We start from the raw sequence: 14,004 nt of genomic DNA, 5'->3' as shown, positions 1-14,004 counted from the left end.
GGCTGGGTGTCCGGACTGCTTCGCTTTACGTCCGGACACCCAGCCCCTCCGGCCCCCACCCTCCCGTGGGTGGGAAGGAAGAAGGCCGGTGGGGGTGGGATACGAGTGGTCCCCTGCCCGCAGTGAACTGACGGCGCCAGCCCCCACCGGCCTCTCGCCACCCACTCACGGGAGGTGACGGGCCGGAGGGGCAGGGGTGCGGGACGTAGAGCGAAGCAGTCCCACACCCCTGCCCCTCCGGCCCGTCACCGCACCCAACAACACCACGCCCGCCGCAGGCGCAACGGCGACAAGCCACCACGGCGAGACAGCCGACAACGTGGGGGGAGCGCCGGCCGCCAGGCCACGGCGCGACAGCCAAAAACGTGGGAAGCCGGCCAAGCGCAGCGGTTGGCTGATACTGGAGGGGTTATGGAATTCGTCATCCTTGCCGTAGTCATCGCCGTGGTCGTGCTCGGCGCGATCAGCGGGCTCGTCATCAGCGGCCGCAAGAAGAAGCAGCTGCCGCCGGCCCCGCAGGCTGCCCCCAAGCCCTCCGTCACCGCGCCCCCCGCCGAACCGCACGTCGGCGAGGAGGCCGAGACCCCCCGCGACGAAGAACGTCGCACCATCGAAGAAGTCGCGCTGCCCACCGCCGAGGCCCCGGTTGCCGAGGCGCCGGTGGACGAGGTGCCGGCCGCCGCGCCCGAGGCGCCCGAGATCGAGGTTCCCGAGCCGACCGCGGGCCGGCTGATCCGGCTGCGCGCCCGGCTCTCCCGCTCCCAGAACACCCTGGGCAAGGGCCTGCTGAACCTGCTCTCCCGCGAGCACCTCGACGACGAGACCTGGGAGGAGGTCGAGGACACCCTGCTCACCGCCGACGTCGGCGTCACCCCCACCCAGGAGCTGGTCGACCGGCTGCGCGAGCGGGTCAAGGTCCTCGGCACCCGCACCCCCGACGACCTGCGCGAACTCCTCCGTGACGAGCTGCTCACGCTCATCGACCCGGACCTCGACCGCACCGTGCACACCGCCAACGGCATCGGCAACGGCGGCGACGAGATCCCCGGCGTCGTGATGGTCGTCGGCGTCAACGGCACCGGCAAGACCACCACCACCGGCAAGCTCGCCCGGGTCCTGGTCGCCGACGGCAAGTCCGTCGTCCTCGGCGCCGCCGACACCTTCCGTGCCGCGGCCGCCGACCAGCTCCAGACCTGGGGCGAGCGGGTCGGCGCCCGTACGGTGCGCGGGCCCGAGGGCGGCGACCCCGCCTCGATCGCCTTCGACGCGGTGAAGGAGGGCATCGCCGAAGCCGCCGACGTCGTCCTGATCGACACCGCGGGCCGGCTGCACACCAAGACCGGCCTCATGGACGAGCTGGGCAAGGTCAAGCGGGTCGTCGAGAAGCACGGACCGGTCGGCGAGGTGCTGCTCGTCCTCGACGCCACCACCGGCCAGAACGGCCTGGTGCAGGCCCGGGTGTTCGCCGAGGTCGTGGACATCACCGGCGTGGTGCTCACCAAGCTCGACGGCACCGCCAAGGGCGGCATCATCATCGCCGTCCAGCGCGAACTGGGCGTACCGGTCAAGCTGGTCGGCCTGGGCGAGGGAGCGGACGACCTGGCGCCGTTCGAGCCGAAGGCGTTCGTTGACGCCCTTATCGACTGAGCCCGACCGTCGGGCGGTGGACCGCCCCGGTTGCCCTCGGCCCCCGGACCCGCACACGGCGGGTACCGGGGGCCGATGTCGTTCGCCGGAGCATGATCGGCATGCTGGAGCCATGACCTTACGAATCACCGCGCCGTCCCGCACCGGCGCCGAACGACTTCCCGACGGTCGACTGCTGGGCTGGGCGGAGTGGGGCCCGGTGGACGGCACGCCGGTGCTGCTCTCCCCGGGCGCGGCCACCAGCCGACGGCTCGGCCTCGGCGCCACGGCCGTCGAGGCGCTCGGGGTCCGGCTGATCAGCCTGGACCGGCCCGGTCTGGGGGCCTCCACTCCTGCTCCCGGGCGCACCTTCACCGACTTCGCGGCCGACGTGCGGGAGTTCGCCGCCCGGCGCGGGCTGGGCCGGCCCGCCATGGTCGGCAACTCACAGGGTGCGCCGTTCGCCCTGGCCTGCGCCGCCGCGGAGGTGATCGGCGCCCTGGCGGTGGTCTCCGGGGCGGACGAGGTGGCCGAGCCCCGGTTCGCCCGGGCGCTGCCGGACGAGCTGCGCCGGCTCGTCGATCTGGCGACCTGCGACCCGGCCGCCGCGGAGCAGCTCTTCGCCGGATTCACCCCACAGGCCATGTGGGACATGGTGTGGGCCGGTAGCCCCGAATGCGACCGCGCGGTCTACGCGGAGCCCGCCTTCGCCGCCGCCTACCGGGAGGCGCTGGAGGAGGCCTTCGCCCCCGGCCCGGAGGGGTATGCGCGGGACACCACGCTGGCCATGGGGCGGTGGGGCATCGCCCTCTCCTCGATCACCGTCCCGGTGGACCTGTGGTACGGCGCCGAGGACACCGGCCACTCACCGGACCAGGGCGCCGGGCTGGCGCTGCGGATCCCCGGAGCCGTCCGCCACCTCGTGCCGGGCATCGGGGGAGCGGTGCTGTGGACCCATGCCGATGCCGTCCTCCGAACGCTTCTGGAGCGCGCCGGGGCGGCGCCGGTTCACACGCACAGGCGGGCGCAGGCGTAGGCCAGGGTGCCGACGACCAGCCGGGCCTGGGGCGGGCGGCCCGCCGTGTCCAGGGTGGGCGGGCGCAGCCAGCGCATCGGGCCCCGGCCGCCGTGGTCGGACGGGGGCGCGGTGATGTGGTCGCCGGGGCCCAGTGGGCGCAGGTCGACGGCGGCGTCGTCCCAGCCCGTCCGGTAGAGCAGATCGGGGAGTTCGGCGGCCGCGCCGGGCGCGACGAAGAAGAGCGCACGGCCGGTCGGGGTGGCGGCGACCGGACCGAGCGGCAGCCCCATCCGCTCCAGGCGCGCCAGCGCGTTGCGGCCCGCGGTCTCCGGTACGTCGAGGATGTCGAAGGACCGGCCCACCGGGAGGAGCACGGCCGCGCCCGGGGTCTCCGCCCAGGCCGCGGCGGCCTTCTCCAGCGTCGCGCCGGCCGGCAGCTCCCCGCCGAAGGCCAGCCGATGGGCGCCGGGGGAGGGGCAGCCGGCGGCGCCGCACGAACACTCCGTACGGCCGCTGCCGGCGCGGACCGCTCGCGCACCGGGGGCGACGTCCCAGCCCCACAGCCCGGTGTACTCCGCCACTGCCGTGATCTCGGTCGAGCGGGCGCGACGTCGGGAGGCGGATCGCATCTCCCGGATGCCGCCGATCGTGAAGCCCATGCCCCCTCCAACGGGTGGTGTGTGTCCCTGGTTACGAGTCGGTGGGTTGACGACGGGCCCCCGTTCACGCTCCGTCTACGGCCCGCTGCGGCGGTGGTACGACGCGCTGTGCCGGGTGGTGCGGTGTGCGCCATGAGCCCCCACGTGCTTCGTTCCGCCCGGCCGCGCTCGACCTGTGTCAAGTCAATCGCGAGACTCGGGTGGGGAGTTCATTCGAAGGGGTGGCGAATGGTGGCGTTTCCGCAATCGCCCTCGCGGGGGGCGTGATCGTAGGATTACTTTCGGTGCACGAACCCTGGAGAGGCATCATTCGCACGGGTATGCCGGTGGCAACGACCGGTGGAGCACAGGCCAAAAGGTGTGGCCGGAATCCGTGATCGGGTAGATGTACCCCGGACAGGCGTCGCAACGGGCGCCGGTCCGTGGGTGGTTCACGGCTGGTTCACGGCCAGCAGGTACCGAGCATCACACCGAGGCAGCGACCGGGAGGGGCTTCCAGTGGGCGGCAACGGCGGCACGGGCGGCACCGACGCCGTCAAACGTCCCAACGCGCAGTTGGGCTCGTGGTTCATGCGCAGCGGCTGGTCCAAGGGCGAGCTGGCGCGACAGGTCAACCGCCGGGCGCGCCAGATGGGTGCCCACCACATCAGCACCGACACCTCGCGGGTGCGCCGCTGGCTCGACGGCGAGCAGCCGCGCGAGCCCATTCCCCGGATCCTGTCCGAGCTGTTCTCCGAGCGCTTCGGCTGTGTGGTCGGCATCGAGGAGCTGGGGCTGCGCTCCGCGCACCAGTCCCCGTCCGTCTCCGGCGTCGACCTGCCCTGGGCCGGGGCCCAAACGGTCAACCTCATCAGCGAGTTCTCCCGCAGCGACCTGATGCTCGCCCGCCGCGGCTTCCTCGGCACCTCCCTCGCGCTCGCCGCCGGCCCCAGCCTCGTCGAGCCGATGCAGCGCTGGCTGGTGCCGGTCCCCGCGGGCCCGGGCGGCCCGGAGGAGCCCGACCGCACCAGGCGGCACACCCGGCTCTCCAAGCCCGAGCTGGACCTGCTGGAGTCGACGACCGCGATGTTCCGCCAGTGGGACGCCCAGTGCGGGGGCGGGCTGCGCCGCAAGGCGGTCGTCGGCCAGCTCCACGAGGTCACCGACCTCCTCCAGGAGCCGCAGCCACAGCAGGTCACCAGGCGGCTCTTCAAGGTCGCCGCCGAACTGGCCGAACTGGCCGGCTGGATGAGCTACGACATCGGGCTCCAGCCGACCGCGCAGAAGTACTTCGTGCTGGCGCTGCACGCCTCCAAGGAGGCCGGCGACCGCCCGCTGGGCTCGTACATCCTCTCCAGCATGAGCCGGCAGATGATCCACCTCGGCCGGCCGGACGACGCGCTGGAGCTGATCCACCTCGCCCAGTACGGCAGCCGGGAGACCGCGACCCCGCGCACCCAGGCGATGTTGTATGCGATGGAGGCCCGCGCCTACGCCGGAATGGGCCAGCCCAGCAAGGTCAAGCGGGCCGTCCGGATGGCCGAGGACACCTTCTCCGACGTCCTGCCCGGCGAGCCCGAGCCGGACTGGATCCGCTTCTTCTCCGAGGCCGAGCTGAACGCCGAGAACGCCCACTCCTACCGCGATCTCGCCTATGTCGCGGGCCGCAGCCCCACCTACGCCTCGCTCGCCGAGCCGGTCATGGAGCGGGCCGTCGAGCTGTTCAGCAAGGACCCCGAGCACCAGCGGTCGTACGCGCTCAACCTGATCGGCATGGCCACCGTACGGCTGTTGCAGAAGGAGCCGGAGGCCTGTGCGGAGATGGCGCAGAAGGCCATTCCGTTCGCCCGACAGGTCCGCTCGGAGCGGGTCAACACCCGACTGCGCAAGACCGTGGACACCGCCGCCCGGGAATTCGGCGGCGTCGCCGAGGTCATCAAGCTCAGCGACGAGCTCGCCCGTCAGCTACCGGAATCCGCGGCGGCCGTCTGACGACACCCCTGACCCCCCGGCCGCGGCCGCCGCCCCGTACAGCCCGACTCGGCTCCCCCATGCCAGGTCACGCGGGCGGGCGGCCGCGGTCGGGGACCTTGTGCGCCCTGGGCGCGCTCCCCGGACTCCGTCCAGGAAGTGCCGGGGACCCCACGCGGAGGCGGCCGGGCGCCGTGGGGGTGGGCCCGACGGGTGGTCGCCGCGGGGTGGGCGCTGTCGATTCCGGCCACGACGCGTCCTCGGGGTTTCCGTGGGGTGAAGGGGTGAATCAGGGATGATCTCGGAGTTCACCGGGGCGTAACACGGGTGGTGCCTTCGTCACGGTCGCGAAACACCGGCAAGGTTTGGCCGAAACCACCCTGCGACAACCTCATCGCGAAGTCGGCCCACCAGAACCACGCCCGCACGGGCCGCATCGACGACGAGGAGACGCCGATGCCCCCAGGCATCCTGACGCTTGCAGCAGACAAGGTCACACTGAGCCCGGCCAACACCGGCTTCATGCTGATCGCTTCCGCGCTGGTGATGGTCATGACCCCCGGACTCGCCTTCTTCTACGGCGGCATGGTCCGGGTCAAGAGCGCGCTCAACATGCTGATGATGAGCTTCATCAGCCTGGGCATCGTCACCATCCTGTGGGTCCTCTACGGCTTCGGGCTCGCGTTCGGGTCCGACAAGGGCAGCCTGATCGGCTGGGACGGCCACTTCGCCGGCCTCAGCGGCATCGGCCTGACCGAGCTGTGGGGCACCAGCACCATCCCGGTCTACGTCTTCGCGGTCTTCCAGCTGATGTTCGCGATCATCACGCCCGCGCTGATCAGCGGTGCCCTCGCGGACCGGGTGAAGTTCACCGCCTGGGCGCTGTTCATCGCCGTATGGGTCACCGTCGTCTACTTCCCCGTCGCCCACTGGGTGTGGGCCGAGGGCGGCTGGCTGTTCGACCTGGGCGTCATCGACTTCGCCGGCGGTACGGCCGTCCACATCAACGCCGGTGCCGCCGCGCTCGGCGTCATCCTGGTCGTCGGCAAGCGCATCGGATTCAAGAAGGACCCGATGCGGCCGCACAGCCTGCCCCTGGTGATGCTCGGCGCCGGTCTGCTCTGGTTCGGCTGGTTCGGCTTCAACGCCGGCTCCTGGCTCGGCAACGACGACGGCGTCGGCGCGGTCGCCTTCGTCAACACCCAGGTCGCCACGGCCGCCGCGATGCTCGGCTGGCTGGTGTACGAAAAGCTCCGGCACGGCTCGTTCACCACGCTCGGTGCGGCCTCCGGCGCGGTCGCCGGCCTGGTCGCCATCACCCCGGCCTGCGGCTCGGTCAGCCCCCTGGGCTCGATCGCGATCGGCGTGATCGCCGGTGTGCTGTGTGCGATGGCCGTCAACCTGAAGTACAAGTTCGGCTACGACGACTCCCTCGACGTGATCGGCGTCCACCTCGTCGGCGGTGTCGCCGGATCGCTGCTGATCGGTCTGTTCGCCACCGGCGGCGTGCAGAGCAAGGCCAAGGGCCTGTTCTACGGGGGCGGTTTCGAGCAGCTCGGCAAGCAGACCGTCGGCGTGGTCTGCGTGCTGCTGTACTCCCTGGTCGTCTCGTACGTCCTTGCCAAGGTCATCGACCTGGTGATGGGCTTCCGGGTCAGCGAGGACGAAGAGATCTCCGGCATCGACCAGGCCGCGCACGCGGAGACCGCGTACGACTTCACCGGTGCCGGTGGTGGCACCGCGGCCCGCAAGGGACCGGCACTCGGCGAGGCCCTGACGAAGAAGGTGGACGCGTGAAGCTCATCACGGCAGTAATCAAGCCGCACCGGCTGGACGAGGTGAAGAACGCCCTCCAGGCCTTCGGGGTGCACGGTCTGACCGTCACCGAGGCCAGTGGCTACGGCCGGCAGCGCGGGCACACGGAGGTGTACCGCGGCGCCGAGTACACCGTCGACCTGGTGCCGAAGATCCGCATCGAGGTGCTGGTCGAGGACGCGGACGCGGAAGAACTGGTGGACCTCGTCGTCAAGGCCGCCCGCACCGGCAAGATCGGCGACGGCAAGGTGTGGACCGTCCCGGTCGACGACGCGGTCCGGGTGCGCACCGGCGAACGCGGGCCGGACGCCCTGTGACGGCCGGCTCCGGCCCCGAAGGCGGCGACCGCCTCCGGGGCCGGAGCCGTACCGGGGACGCCCGAGCGGCGGATGGCCGCGGGCCGCGCACCGGACCAGACTGACCACGGGGACGGCGGCCGGACGGGGCGGCCGCAGGGGGACGACAGTGACCGCGAGGACCAACACGACCAAGGAGCGCGGGAGTTGACCGAGAGCGTCGAGGAAACGGCAGGACCGGCCGGAGCGCCGCACCCGGAGCGCGGGCCCGCCCCGGAAGGCGGCTACCCCGCGGCCCGATTGCGGCTCCTCCAGGACCGGACGCCCACCGGATCCGACCGCCGCGCCGCCCTGGCCCGGCTGACCGACGACTGGCTGGCCGGCCTGCTGACCAGGCACGCCACCGCCGCCGGCCTGACCGGCGCCGCCCTGGTCGCCGTCGGCGGCTACGGCCGCGGTGAACTCTCCCCGCGCAGCGACCTCGACCTCCTGCTGCTGCACGACGGGCGCGCCGACCCGCGGGCCCTCGCCGCGCTCGCCGACCACCTCTGGTACCCCGTCTGGGACCTCGGCATCGCCCTCGACCACTCGGTGCGCACCGTCGCCGAGGCCCGCAGGGCCGCCCGCGACGACCTGAAGGTGCAACTGGGCCTGCTCGACGCCCGCCACCTGGCCGGTGACCCCGAGCTCAGCGCCGGGTTGCGCACCGCGGCGTACGCCGACTGGCGCGAGAGCGCCCCCAAGCGGCTGCCGGAGCTGCACGCCCTGTGTCAGGAGCGCGCCGAGCGGCAGGGCGAGCTCCAGTACCTCCTGGAACCGGACCTCAAGGAGGCCCGGGGCGGGCTGCGGGACGCCACCGCGCTCCGGGCGGTCGCCGCCTCCTGGCTCGCCGACGCCCCGCGCGGCGGCCTGGAAGCCGCCCGGACCCGCCTGCTCGACACCCGCGACGCGCTGCACCTGACCACCGGCCGCGCCACCGACCGGCTGTCCCTCCAGGAACAGGACCAGGTGGCCGAGGCCCTCGGCGTGCTCGATGCGGACGCCCTGCTGCGGCAGACCTACGAAGCCGCCCGCACCATCTCCTACGCGGCCGACGTCACCTGGCGCGAGGTCGGCCGGGTGCTGCGCGCCCGCTCCGTCAAGCCCGTACTGCGCGGGCTGCTCTCCGGCCGTACCGCGAGCCGGGGCGAGCGCTCACCGCTCGCCGAGGGCGTCGTCGAGCTCGACGGTGAGGCGGTGCTGGCCCGCACCGCGCGGCCGGAGCGGGACCCGGTGCTGGTGCTGCGCGCCGCGGCGGCCGCGGCCCAGGCCGGGCTGCCGCTGGCCACCCATGCCATCCGGCGCTGCGCCACGGCGCACCCCGCCCAGCCGCTGTCCGTCCCGTGGCCCGCCGAGGCCCGGGAGCAGCTGGTGACCCTGCTGGGCGCCGGCGTGTACACCGTGCCGGTGTGGGAGGCGCTGGAGGCCGAGGGGCTCATCACCCGACTGCTGCCCGACTGGGAGCGGGTCCGCTGCCGCCCGCAGCGCAACCCCGTCCACACCTGGACCGTCGACCGCCACCTCGTCGAGACCGCCGTCCGGGCCTCCGCGCTGACCCGCCGTGTGCACCGCCCCGACCTGCTGCTGGTCGCGGCCCTGCTGCACGACATCGGCAAGGGCTGGCCCGGCGACCACTCGGTGGCCGGGGAGACCATCGCCCGTGACATGGCCGCCCGGCTCGGCTTCGACGCCCGCGACACCGCAGTGATCGCCACCCTCGTACGGCACCACCTGCTGCTCGTCGAGACCGCCACCCGGCGCGACCTGGACGACCCGGAGACCGTCGGCGCGGTCGCCGAGGCGGTCGGCAGCACCGGCACCCTGGAGCTGCTGCACGCCCTGACCGAGGCCGACGCGCTGGCCACCGGGCCCGCCGCCTGGAGTGCCTGGCGCGGGGGACTCGTCGCCGACCTGGTCAAACGGGTCGCCGCCCGACTCGCGGGGGAGCCCGAGCCGGAAGTGCGCGGCGCCGACGGGCCGACGGCCGAGCAGGAGCGGCTGGCGATCGAGGCCGGCCGCACCGGCGGCCCCGTCCTGGCCCTGCACACCCGCGCCGAGCCGCCCGCCAGGGCCGAGGACGAAGCGCCCGCCCAGGAGCCGGTCGGCGTCGAGCTGCTGATCGCCGTACCCGACCAGCCCGGCGTGCTGCCCGCCGCGGCCGGTGTGCTGGCCCTGCACCGGCTGACCGTGCGCGCCGCCGACCTGCTCTTCCTCGACCCCATCGGCGAGGGTCCGGTGCTGGTGTTGAGCTGGCGGGTGGCGGCCGAGTACGGCTCGCTGCCGGAGGCCGACCGGCTCCGCGCCGACCTGGTCCGCGCCCTGGACGGCTCCCTGGACGTGCCGGCCCGGCTCGCCGAACGCGAACGCGCCTACGCCCGCCGCTCACGTGCCGTGCCCGCCCCGCCGCCCCGGGTCACCGTCGCCTCCGGCAGCTCGCGCACCGCGACCGTCATCGAGGTCCGCGCCCAGGACGCCCACGGCCTGCTGCACCGCATCGGCCGCGCCCTGGAGACCGCCGGCGTCGCGGTCCGCAGCGCGCACATCAGCACCCTGGGCGCGAACGCGGTGGATGCGTTCTACGTCACGGGGGCGGACGGAGAGCCCCTGGCGGAGGCGGCGGCGCACGAGGTCGCGTCGGCCGTGGAGGCCGCTCTCCAGTAGGCGGAGCGGCCGTCCGCGGCCGGTGCGACCAGGGTCCGGCCGGTGCGGGCGAGCCGGCCCGGACCGGTTCGCTTGCCCGGCCGGATACCCTAGAACCCGACTGCACCCTGCCCCCGACCCCGAGGATCGACGACCGCCGTGTTCGATACGCTTTCCGACCGCTTGGCGAGTACTTTCAAAAACCTCCGGGGCAAGGGCCGCCTGAGCGAGGCGGACATCGATGCCACGGCGCGCGAGATCCGGATCGCGCTGTTGGAGGCGGACGTCGCCCTGCCCGTCGTCCGGGCCTTCATCAAGCAGGTCAAGGAGCGCGCCACCGGCATCGAGGTCTCCCAGGCGCTGAACCCCGCCCAGCAGGTCATCAAGATCGTCAACGAGGAGCTCATCGGCATCCTCGGTGGCGAGACCCGCCGGCTGCGGTTCGCCAAGCAGCCGCCGACCGTGATCATGCTCGCGGGCCTCCAGGGTGCCGGTAAGACCACCCTGGCCGGCAAGCTCGGCCGCTGGCTCAAGACCCAGGGCCACAGCCCCCTGCTGGTCGCCTGCGACCTCCAGCGCCCCAACGCCGTCAACCAGCTCCAGGTCGTCTCGGAGCGCGCCGGCGTCGCCTTCTACGGCCCCCAGCCGGGCAACGGCGTCGGCGACCCGGTCCAGGTCGCCAAGGACTCGATCGAGCACGCGCGCACCAAGCAGTACGACGTCGTCGTCGTCGACACCGCCGGCCGCCTCGGCATCGACGCCGAGATGATGCAGCAGGCCGCGGACATCCGCGACGCGGTCAACCCGGACGAGGTCCTCTTCGTCGTCGACGCGATGATCGGTCAGGACGCGGTCAACACCGCCGAGGCCTTCCGGGACGGCGTCGGCTTCGACGGGGTCGTGCTGTCCAAGCTGGACGGCGACGCCCGCGGTGGTGCCGCGCTCTCCATCGCGCACGTCACCGGCAAGCAGATCATGTTCGCCTCCAACGGCGAGAAGCTGGACGACTTCGACGCGTTCCACCCGGACCGCATGGCGTCCCGCATCCTCGGCATGGGCGACATGCTCAGCCTCATCGAGAAGGCCGAGCAGACCTTCAGCCAGCAAGAGGCCGAGAAGATGGCCGCCAAGCTGGCGAAGGGGCCCAAGGAGTTCACCCTCGACGACTTCCTGGCCCAGATGGAGCAGGTCCGCAAGATGGGCTCCATCTCCAAGCTGCTCGGCATGCTCCCCGGCATGGGGCAGATGAAGGAGCAGATCAACAACCTCGACGAGCGCGAGGTGGACCGCACCGCTGCGATCATCAAGTCGATGACCCCGGCCGAGCGCCAGGACCCGACGATCATCAACGGCTCGCGCCGGGCCCGCATCGCCCGGGGTTCCGGTGTCGACGTCAGCACGGTCAAGAACCTCGTCGAGCGGTTCTTCGACGCCCGCAAGATGATGTCGAAGATGGCCCAGGGCGGCGGCATCCCCGGGATGCCCGGCATGCCGGGGATGCCCGGCATGGGTGCCGGCGCGCGCAAGAAGAAGCAGGTCAAGCAGGCCAAGGGCAAGCGCAAGAGCGGCAACCCGATGAAGCGCCAGGCCGACGAGCAGGCGGCCGCCGCCCGCCGCGAGGCCGCCCAGTCCGGCAACCCGCTGGGCCTGCCGCAGGGCGACCAGAGCCCGCAGAACTTCGAACTCCCCGAGGAGTTCAAGAAGTTCATGGGCTGACCCGGCCCCGGTACCTCCGGTTCGCGAGCCTCCCGGCCACCGTGGTGTGGCCGGGAGGCTCGCGCGTTCCCGCCCGCGCACCGTGCGTCCAGCCCGCACGGGGCGCACTCCGGCAGCCGGTCCGCCGGGCCTCGGCCCCACGGCCTCGGGCCCACGGCCTCCGCCCCACGGCCTCCGCTCAGCGCGTCCGCGCGATCAGATACCGGAACACGTTCGGCATCCAGACCGTGCCGTCCGCCCGCTGGTGCGGATGCAACGCCTCCACGAGCTCCTTCTCCACCTCCCGCTGCCCGGCCGCCTCCAGCGCCGCGTCGAACAGCCCCGTCGACATCAGCCCGCGCACCGCGCTCGCCAGGTCCGCGTACCCGAACGGGCAGGCCACCCGCCCCGAACCGTCCGGCCGCAGCCCGGCCCGGTCCGCCAGCTCCTCCAGGTCGTCCCGCCCGGCCAGCCGCCATCGGGAGGACCCGGGCGCCAGGGCGTCCGGGGGGTCCGCCAGCCGCTGCGCCACCCGCAGCACCCCGGCCGTGGCACACCGCTCCACCGGGCCCCAACCGCCCAGCACCACCGCGCTGCCGCGCTCCGCCAGCGCCGCCGCCGCGGTCAGCGACGCCGTCAGCCCCTCGACCGTGCTCACACACCCCACCGGGTGGAACGCGGTCACCACGTTGAACGCCACGTCCCCGGACGCGGCCGCCTCCAGACCGCCGCTGACCACCCGGGTGTGCTCCGGCATACCGTCCGGCGTGAGCCGCTCACGCGCCAGCTCCAGCCGGGACTCGTCCGCATCCACCCCGCTCACCTGCGCCCCGCGGGCCGCCGCCAGCAGCAGCGCCAGACCGGAGCCACAGCCCAGGCCGAGCAGCCGGGTGCCCGGCCCGATCCCCAAACGGTCGTACGCGGCCTCGTAGAGCGGCACCAGCATCCGCTCCTGGATCTCGGCCCAGTCCCGGGTGCGCGAGTGTGAGCCCGTCGGCGCGGCCGGGCCGGCGCAGGGCAGGGTTGCGGAGTTCGGAAGCTGGTGCCGCACGAGCGTGGGTGACATCGATAGCGCCCCTATTCGCCGAGAACCCGAAGCTGTTCCGTACCGATCGCCCCCGTGTTCGCGCGTTGTGCGCCCCCGCAATCCAGACAACTGCGCATCCGTCCGGCCGTCCAGGGGATGCGCCGGGGTTGTCTCCCGCGCGCCCCCGTATGCGCCGGGCCTGCTCCCTGGAGCGCCGTTCCAGCGTGCCCCGCCCTGCGCCGTTCCGCCACGGCAACGCCCGCCACCTGGATGCTCCGCGCGCCCCCCGACTTCCCCTCCGCGCACCCCTCCGAGGGCCCTACGGTGGGATACGGGCCGGTGCCGGTGGGCACAGGTTCCCCCCGTACCATCGCCGCGGTGATCGCGGCCGAGGCATGCGGCCGCCCTACGCCATCCGGCGTACGGACGAAGGGCCCGAGCGGTACGTGGGGATACGTACCGGCTTGCGGCGTACTGGGCGTCTTCTGTGCAGATCAGCGCACCCGCCCCCGGCACGGCCCATGACCGGAAACTGACTGGTACGTGCAAATTATTTGGGATGCCCCGGAATCGGAACACCGGGCAACCTCCGCTCGTTGTCACGACGTGAGCACGACACCGCCTGTTCTCGCCGCCGAGCTGGCACTCGCGTGGGCCGACATTCAACGGCACCACCCCGAGCTGCCGGACCTGGCCGCGCCCGAGTCCCTGATCGGAGAGTCGTCGTCCGCCTGTGGCGCCGAGCTCTCCTTCGAACGGCTGCTCCACGAGGCAGTCCACGGCATCGCCGCCGCCCGCGGTGTCCGCGACACCTCCAGGGCTGGCCGTTACCACAACCGCCGGTTCCTGGCGATCGCCGAGGAGCTGGGCCTGGACCACGCCGACGAGCCGCACCCCAGCAGCGGCTTCTCGCTGGTCACGCTCAGCCCCGAAGCCAGGAGGCGCTACCGCCCCACCATCGAACGCCTCGGCAGAGCCCTCAAGGCACATTCGGCCGCGACCGCGACGGACACCGCGCGCAGCTTCCGCGGCCCGGCCGCCCGGCACGGCTCCTCCGGCGGCGGCGTCCGCGTCAAGGCCGTCTGCGACTGCGGGCGCAATGTCCGCGTCGTCCCGTCCGTGCTCGCCCAGGCGCCGATCGTCTGCGGCGGCTGCGGCAAGCCGTTCCGGATCCCCGAGGTGGCCGCGGTCGGCTGACCGAAGGGCGTGTGGCACAATGGCTAGCTGTACTCGACAGCC

The 14,004-nt window shown here is 73.0% G+C and carries 10 protein-coding genes; 8 read left to right on the top strand and 2 right to left on the bottom strand.

Annotated elements, in window-relative coordinates:
- Positions 1-411: 411 nt before the first annotated feature.
- Both ftsY and AB0C96_RS20390 read left to right on the top strand, forming a co-directional pair.
- Positions 412-1,647: a signal recognition particle-docking protein FtsY gene (gene ftsY, locus AB0C96_RS20395; protein WP_362919066.1), complete on the top strand. Its 1,236-nt coding sequence runs from the start codon at positions 412-414 to the stop codon at positions 1,645-1,647.
- 112 nt (positions 1,648-1,759) lie between these two features.
- Complete coding sequence (locus tag AB0C96_RS20390; RefSeq protein WP_362919065.1) at positions 1,760-2,662, top strand: alpha/beta hydrolase; 903 nt, start codon at positions 1,760-1,762, stop codon at positions 2,660-2,662.
- On the opposite strand, the gene AB0C96_RS20385 is transcribed toward AB0C96_RS20390, so the two are convergent.
- Positions 2,635-3,303, bottom strand: a complete 669-nt coding sequence (locus AB0C96_RS20385) for a bifunctional DNA primase/polymerase (RefSeq protein ID WP_362919064.1) — start codon at positions 3,301-3,303, stop codon at positions 2,635-2,637. The two genes, AB0C96_RS20390 and AB0C96_RS20385, sit on opposite strands and share 28 nt — an antisense overlap.
- 498 nt (positions 3,304-3,801) lie before the next feature.
- Here AB0C96_RS20385 and AB0C96_RS20380 point away from each other — a divergent pair, with 498 nt between their 5' ends.
- The 5 genes from AB0C96_RS20380 to ffh all read left to right on the top strand — a co-directional run bounded on the left by AB0C96_RS20380 (position 3,802) and on the right by ffh (position 11,759).
- Entirely contained in the window at positions 3,802-5,274 is a 1,473-nt protein-coding gene (locus tag AB0C96_RS20380) for a hypothetical protein (RefSeq protein WP_362919063.1), read from the top strand.
- Positions 5,275-5,709: 435 nt separating this feature from the next.
- Positions 5,710-7,050, top strand: coding sequence for an ammonium transporter (locus tag AB0C96_RS20375; RefSeq protein WP_362919062.1), 1,341 nt, complete (start codon positions 5,710-5,712; stop codon positions 7,048-7,050).
- Complete coding sequence (locus AB0C96_RS20370) at positions 7,047-7,385, top strand: P-II family nitrogen regulator (RefSeq protein ID WP_362919061.1); 339 nt, start codon at positions 7,047-7,049, stop codon at positions 7,383-7,385. Before AB0C96_RS20375 ends, AB0C96_RS20370 begins: the two co-directional genes overlap by 4 nt.
- Positions 7,386-7,571: 186 nt before the next feature.
- Entirely contained in the window at positions 7,572-10,064 is a 2,493-nt protein-coding gene (locus AB0C96_RS20365) for a [protein-PII] uridylyltransferase (RefSeq protein WP_362919060.1), read from the top strand.
- Positions 10,065-10,202: 138 nt separating this feature from the next.
- Entirely contained in the window at positions 10,203-11,759 is a 1,557-nt protein-coding gene (gene ffh / locus AB0C96_RS20360) for a signal recognition particle protein (protein WP_362919059.1), read from the top strand.
- A gap of 178 nt (positions 11,760-11,937) precedes the next feature.
- On the opposite strand, the gene AB0C96_RS20355 is transcribed toward ffh, so the two are convergent.
- Positions 11,938-12,804: a methyltransferase domain-containing protein gene (locus AB0C96_RS20355; RefSeq protein ID WP_362919058.1), complete on the bottom strand. Its 867-nt coding sequence runs from the start codon at positions 12,802-12,804 to the stop codon at positions 11,938-11,940.
- A 567-nt stretch (positions 12,805-13,371) separates the two neighbouring features.
- On the opposite strand from AB0C96_RS20355, the gene AB0C96_RS20350 reads away from it, so the two are divergent.
- Positions 13,372-13,962 (top strand): hypothetical protein, encoded by a 591-nt coding sequence (locus tag AB0C96_RS20350; protein ID WP_362919057.1) that lies wholly within the window; start codon positions 13,372-13,374, stop codon positions 13,960-13,962.
- Positions 13,963-14,004 lie beyond the last annotated feature (42 nt).

Source organism: Streptomyces sp. NPDC048506, from assembly GCF_040651315.1.
Taxonomy (GTDB): domain Bacteria; phylum Actinomycetota; class Actinomycetes; order Streptomycetales; family Streptomycetaceae; genus Streptomyces.
The sequence above is the reverse complement of the archived record's forward strand: the minus strand, read 5'-3'. Positions and strand labels throughout refer to the sequence as shown.

What these genes read in the sequence shown, in the direction of transcription:
- AB0C96_RS20385 (WP_362919064.1), bottom strand. Translation starts at nt 3,303, where the DNA reads ATGGGCTTCACGATCGGCGGCATCCGGGAGATGCGATCCGCCTCCCGA.
- AB0C96_RS20375 (WP_362919062.1), top strand. Translation starts at nt 5,710, where the DNA reads ATGCCCCCAGGCATCCTGACGCTTGCAGCAGACAAGGTCACACTGAGC.
- ftsY (WP_362919066.1), top strand. Translation starts at nt 412, where the DNA reads ATGGAATTCGTCATCCTTGCCGTAGTCATCGCCGTGGTCGTGCTCGGC.
- AB0C96_RS20390 (WP_362919065.1), top strand. Translation starts at nt 1,760, where the DNA reads ATGACCTTACGAATCACCGCGCCGTCCCGCACCGGCGCCGAACGACTT.
- AB0C96_RS20355 (WP_362919058.1), bottom strand. Translation starts at nt 12,804, where the DNA reads ATGTCACCCACGCTCGTGCGGCACCAGCTTCCGAACTCCGCAACCCTG.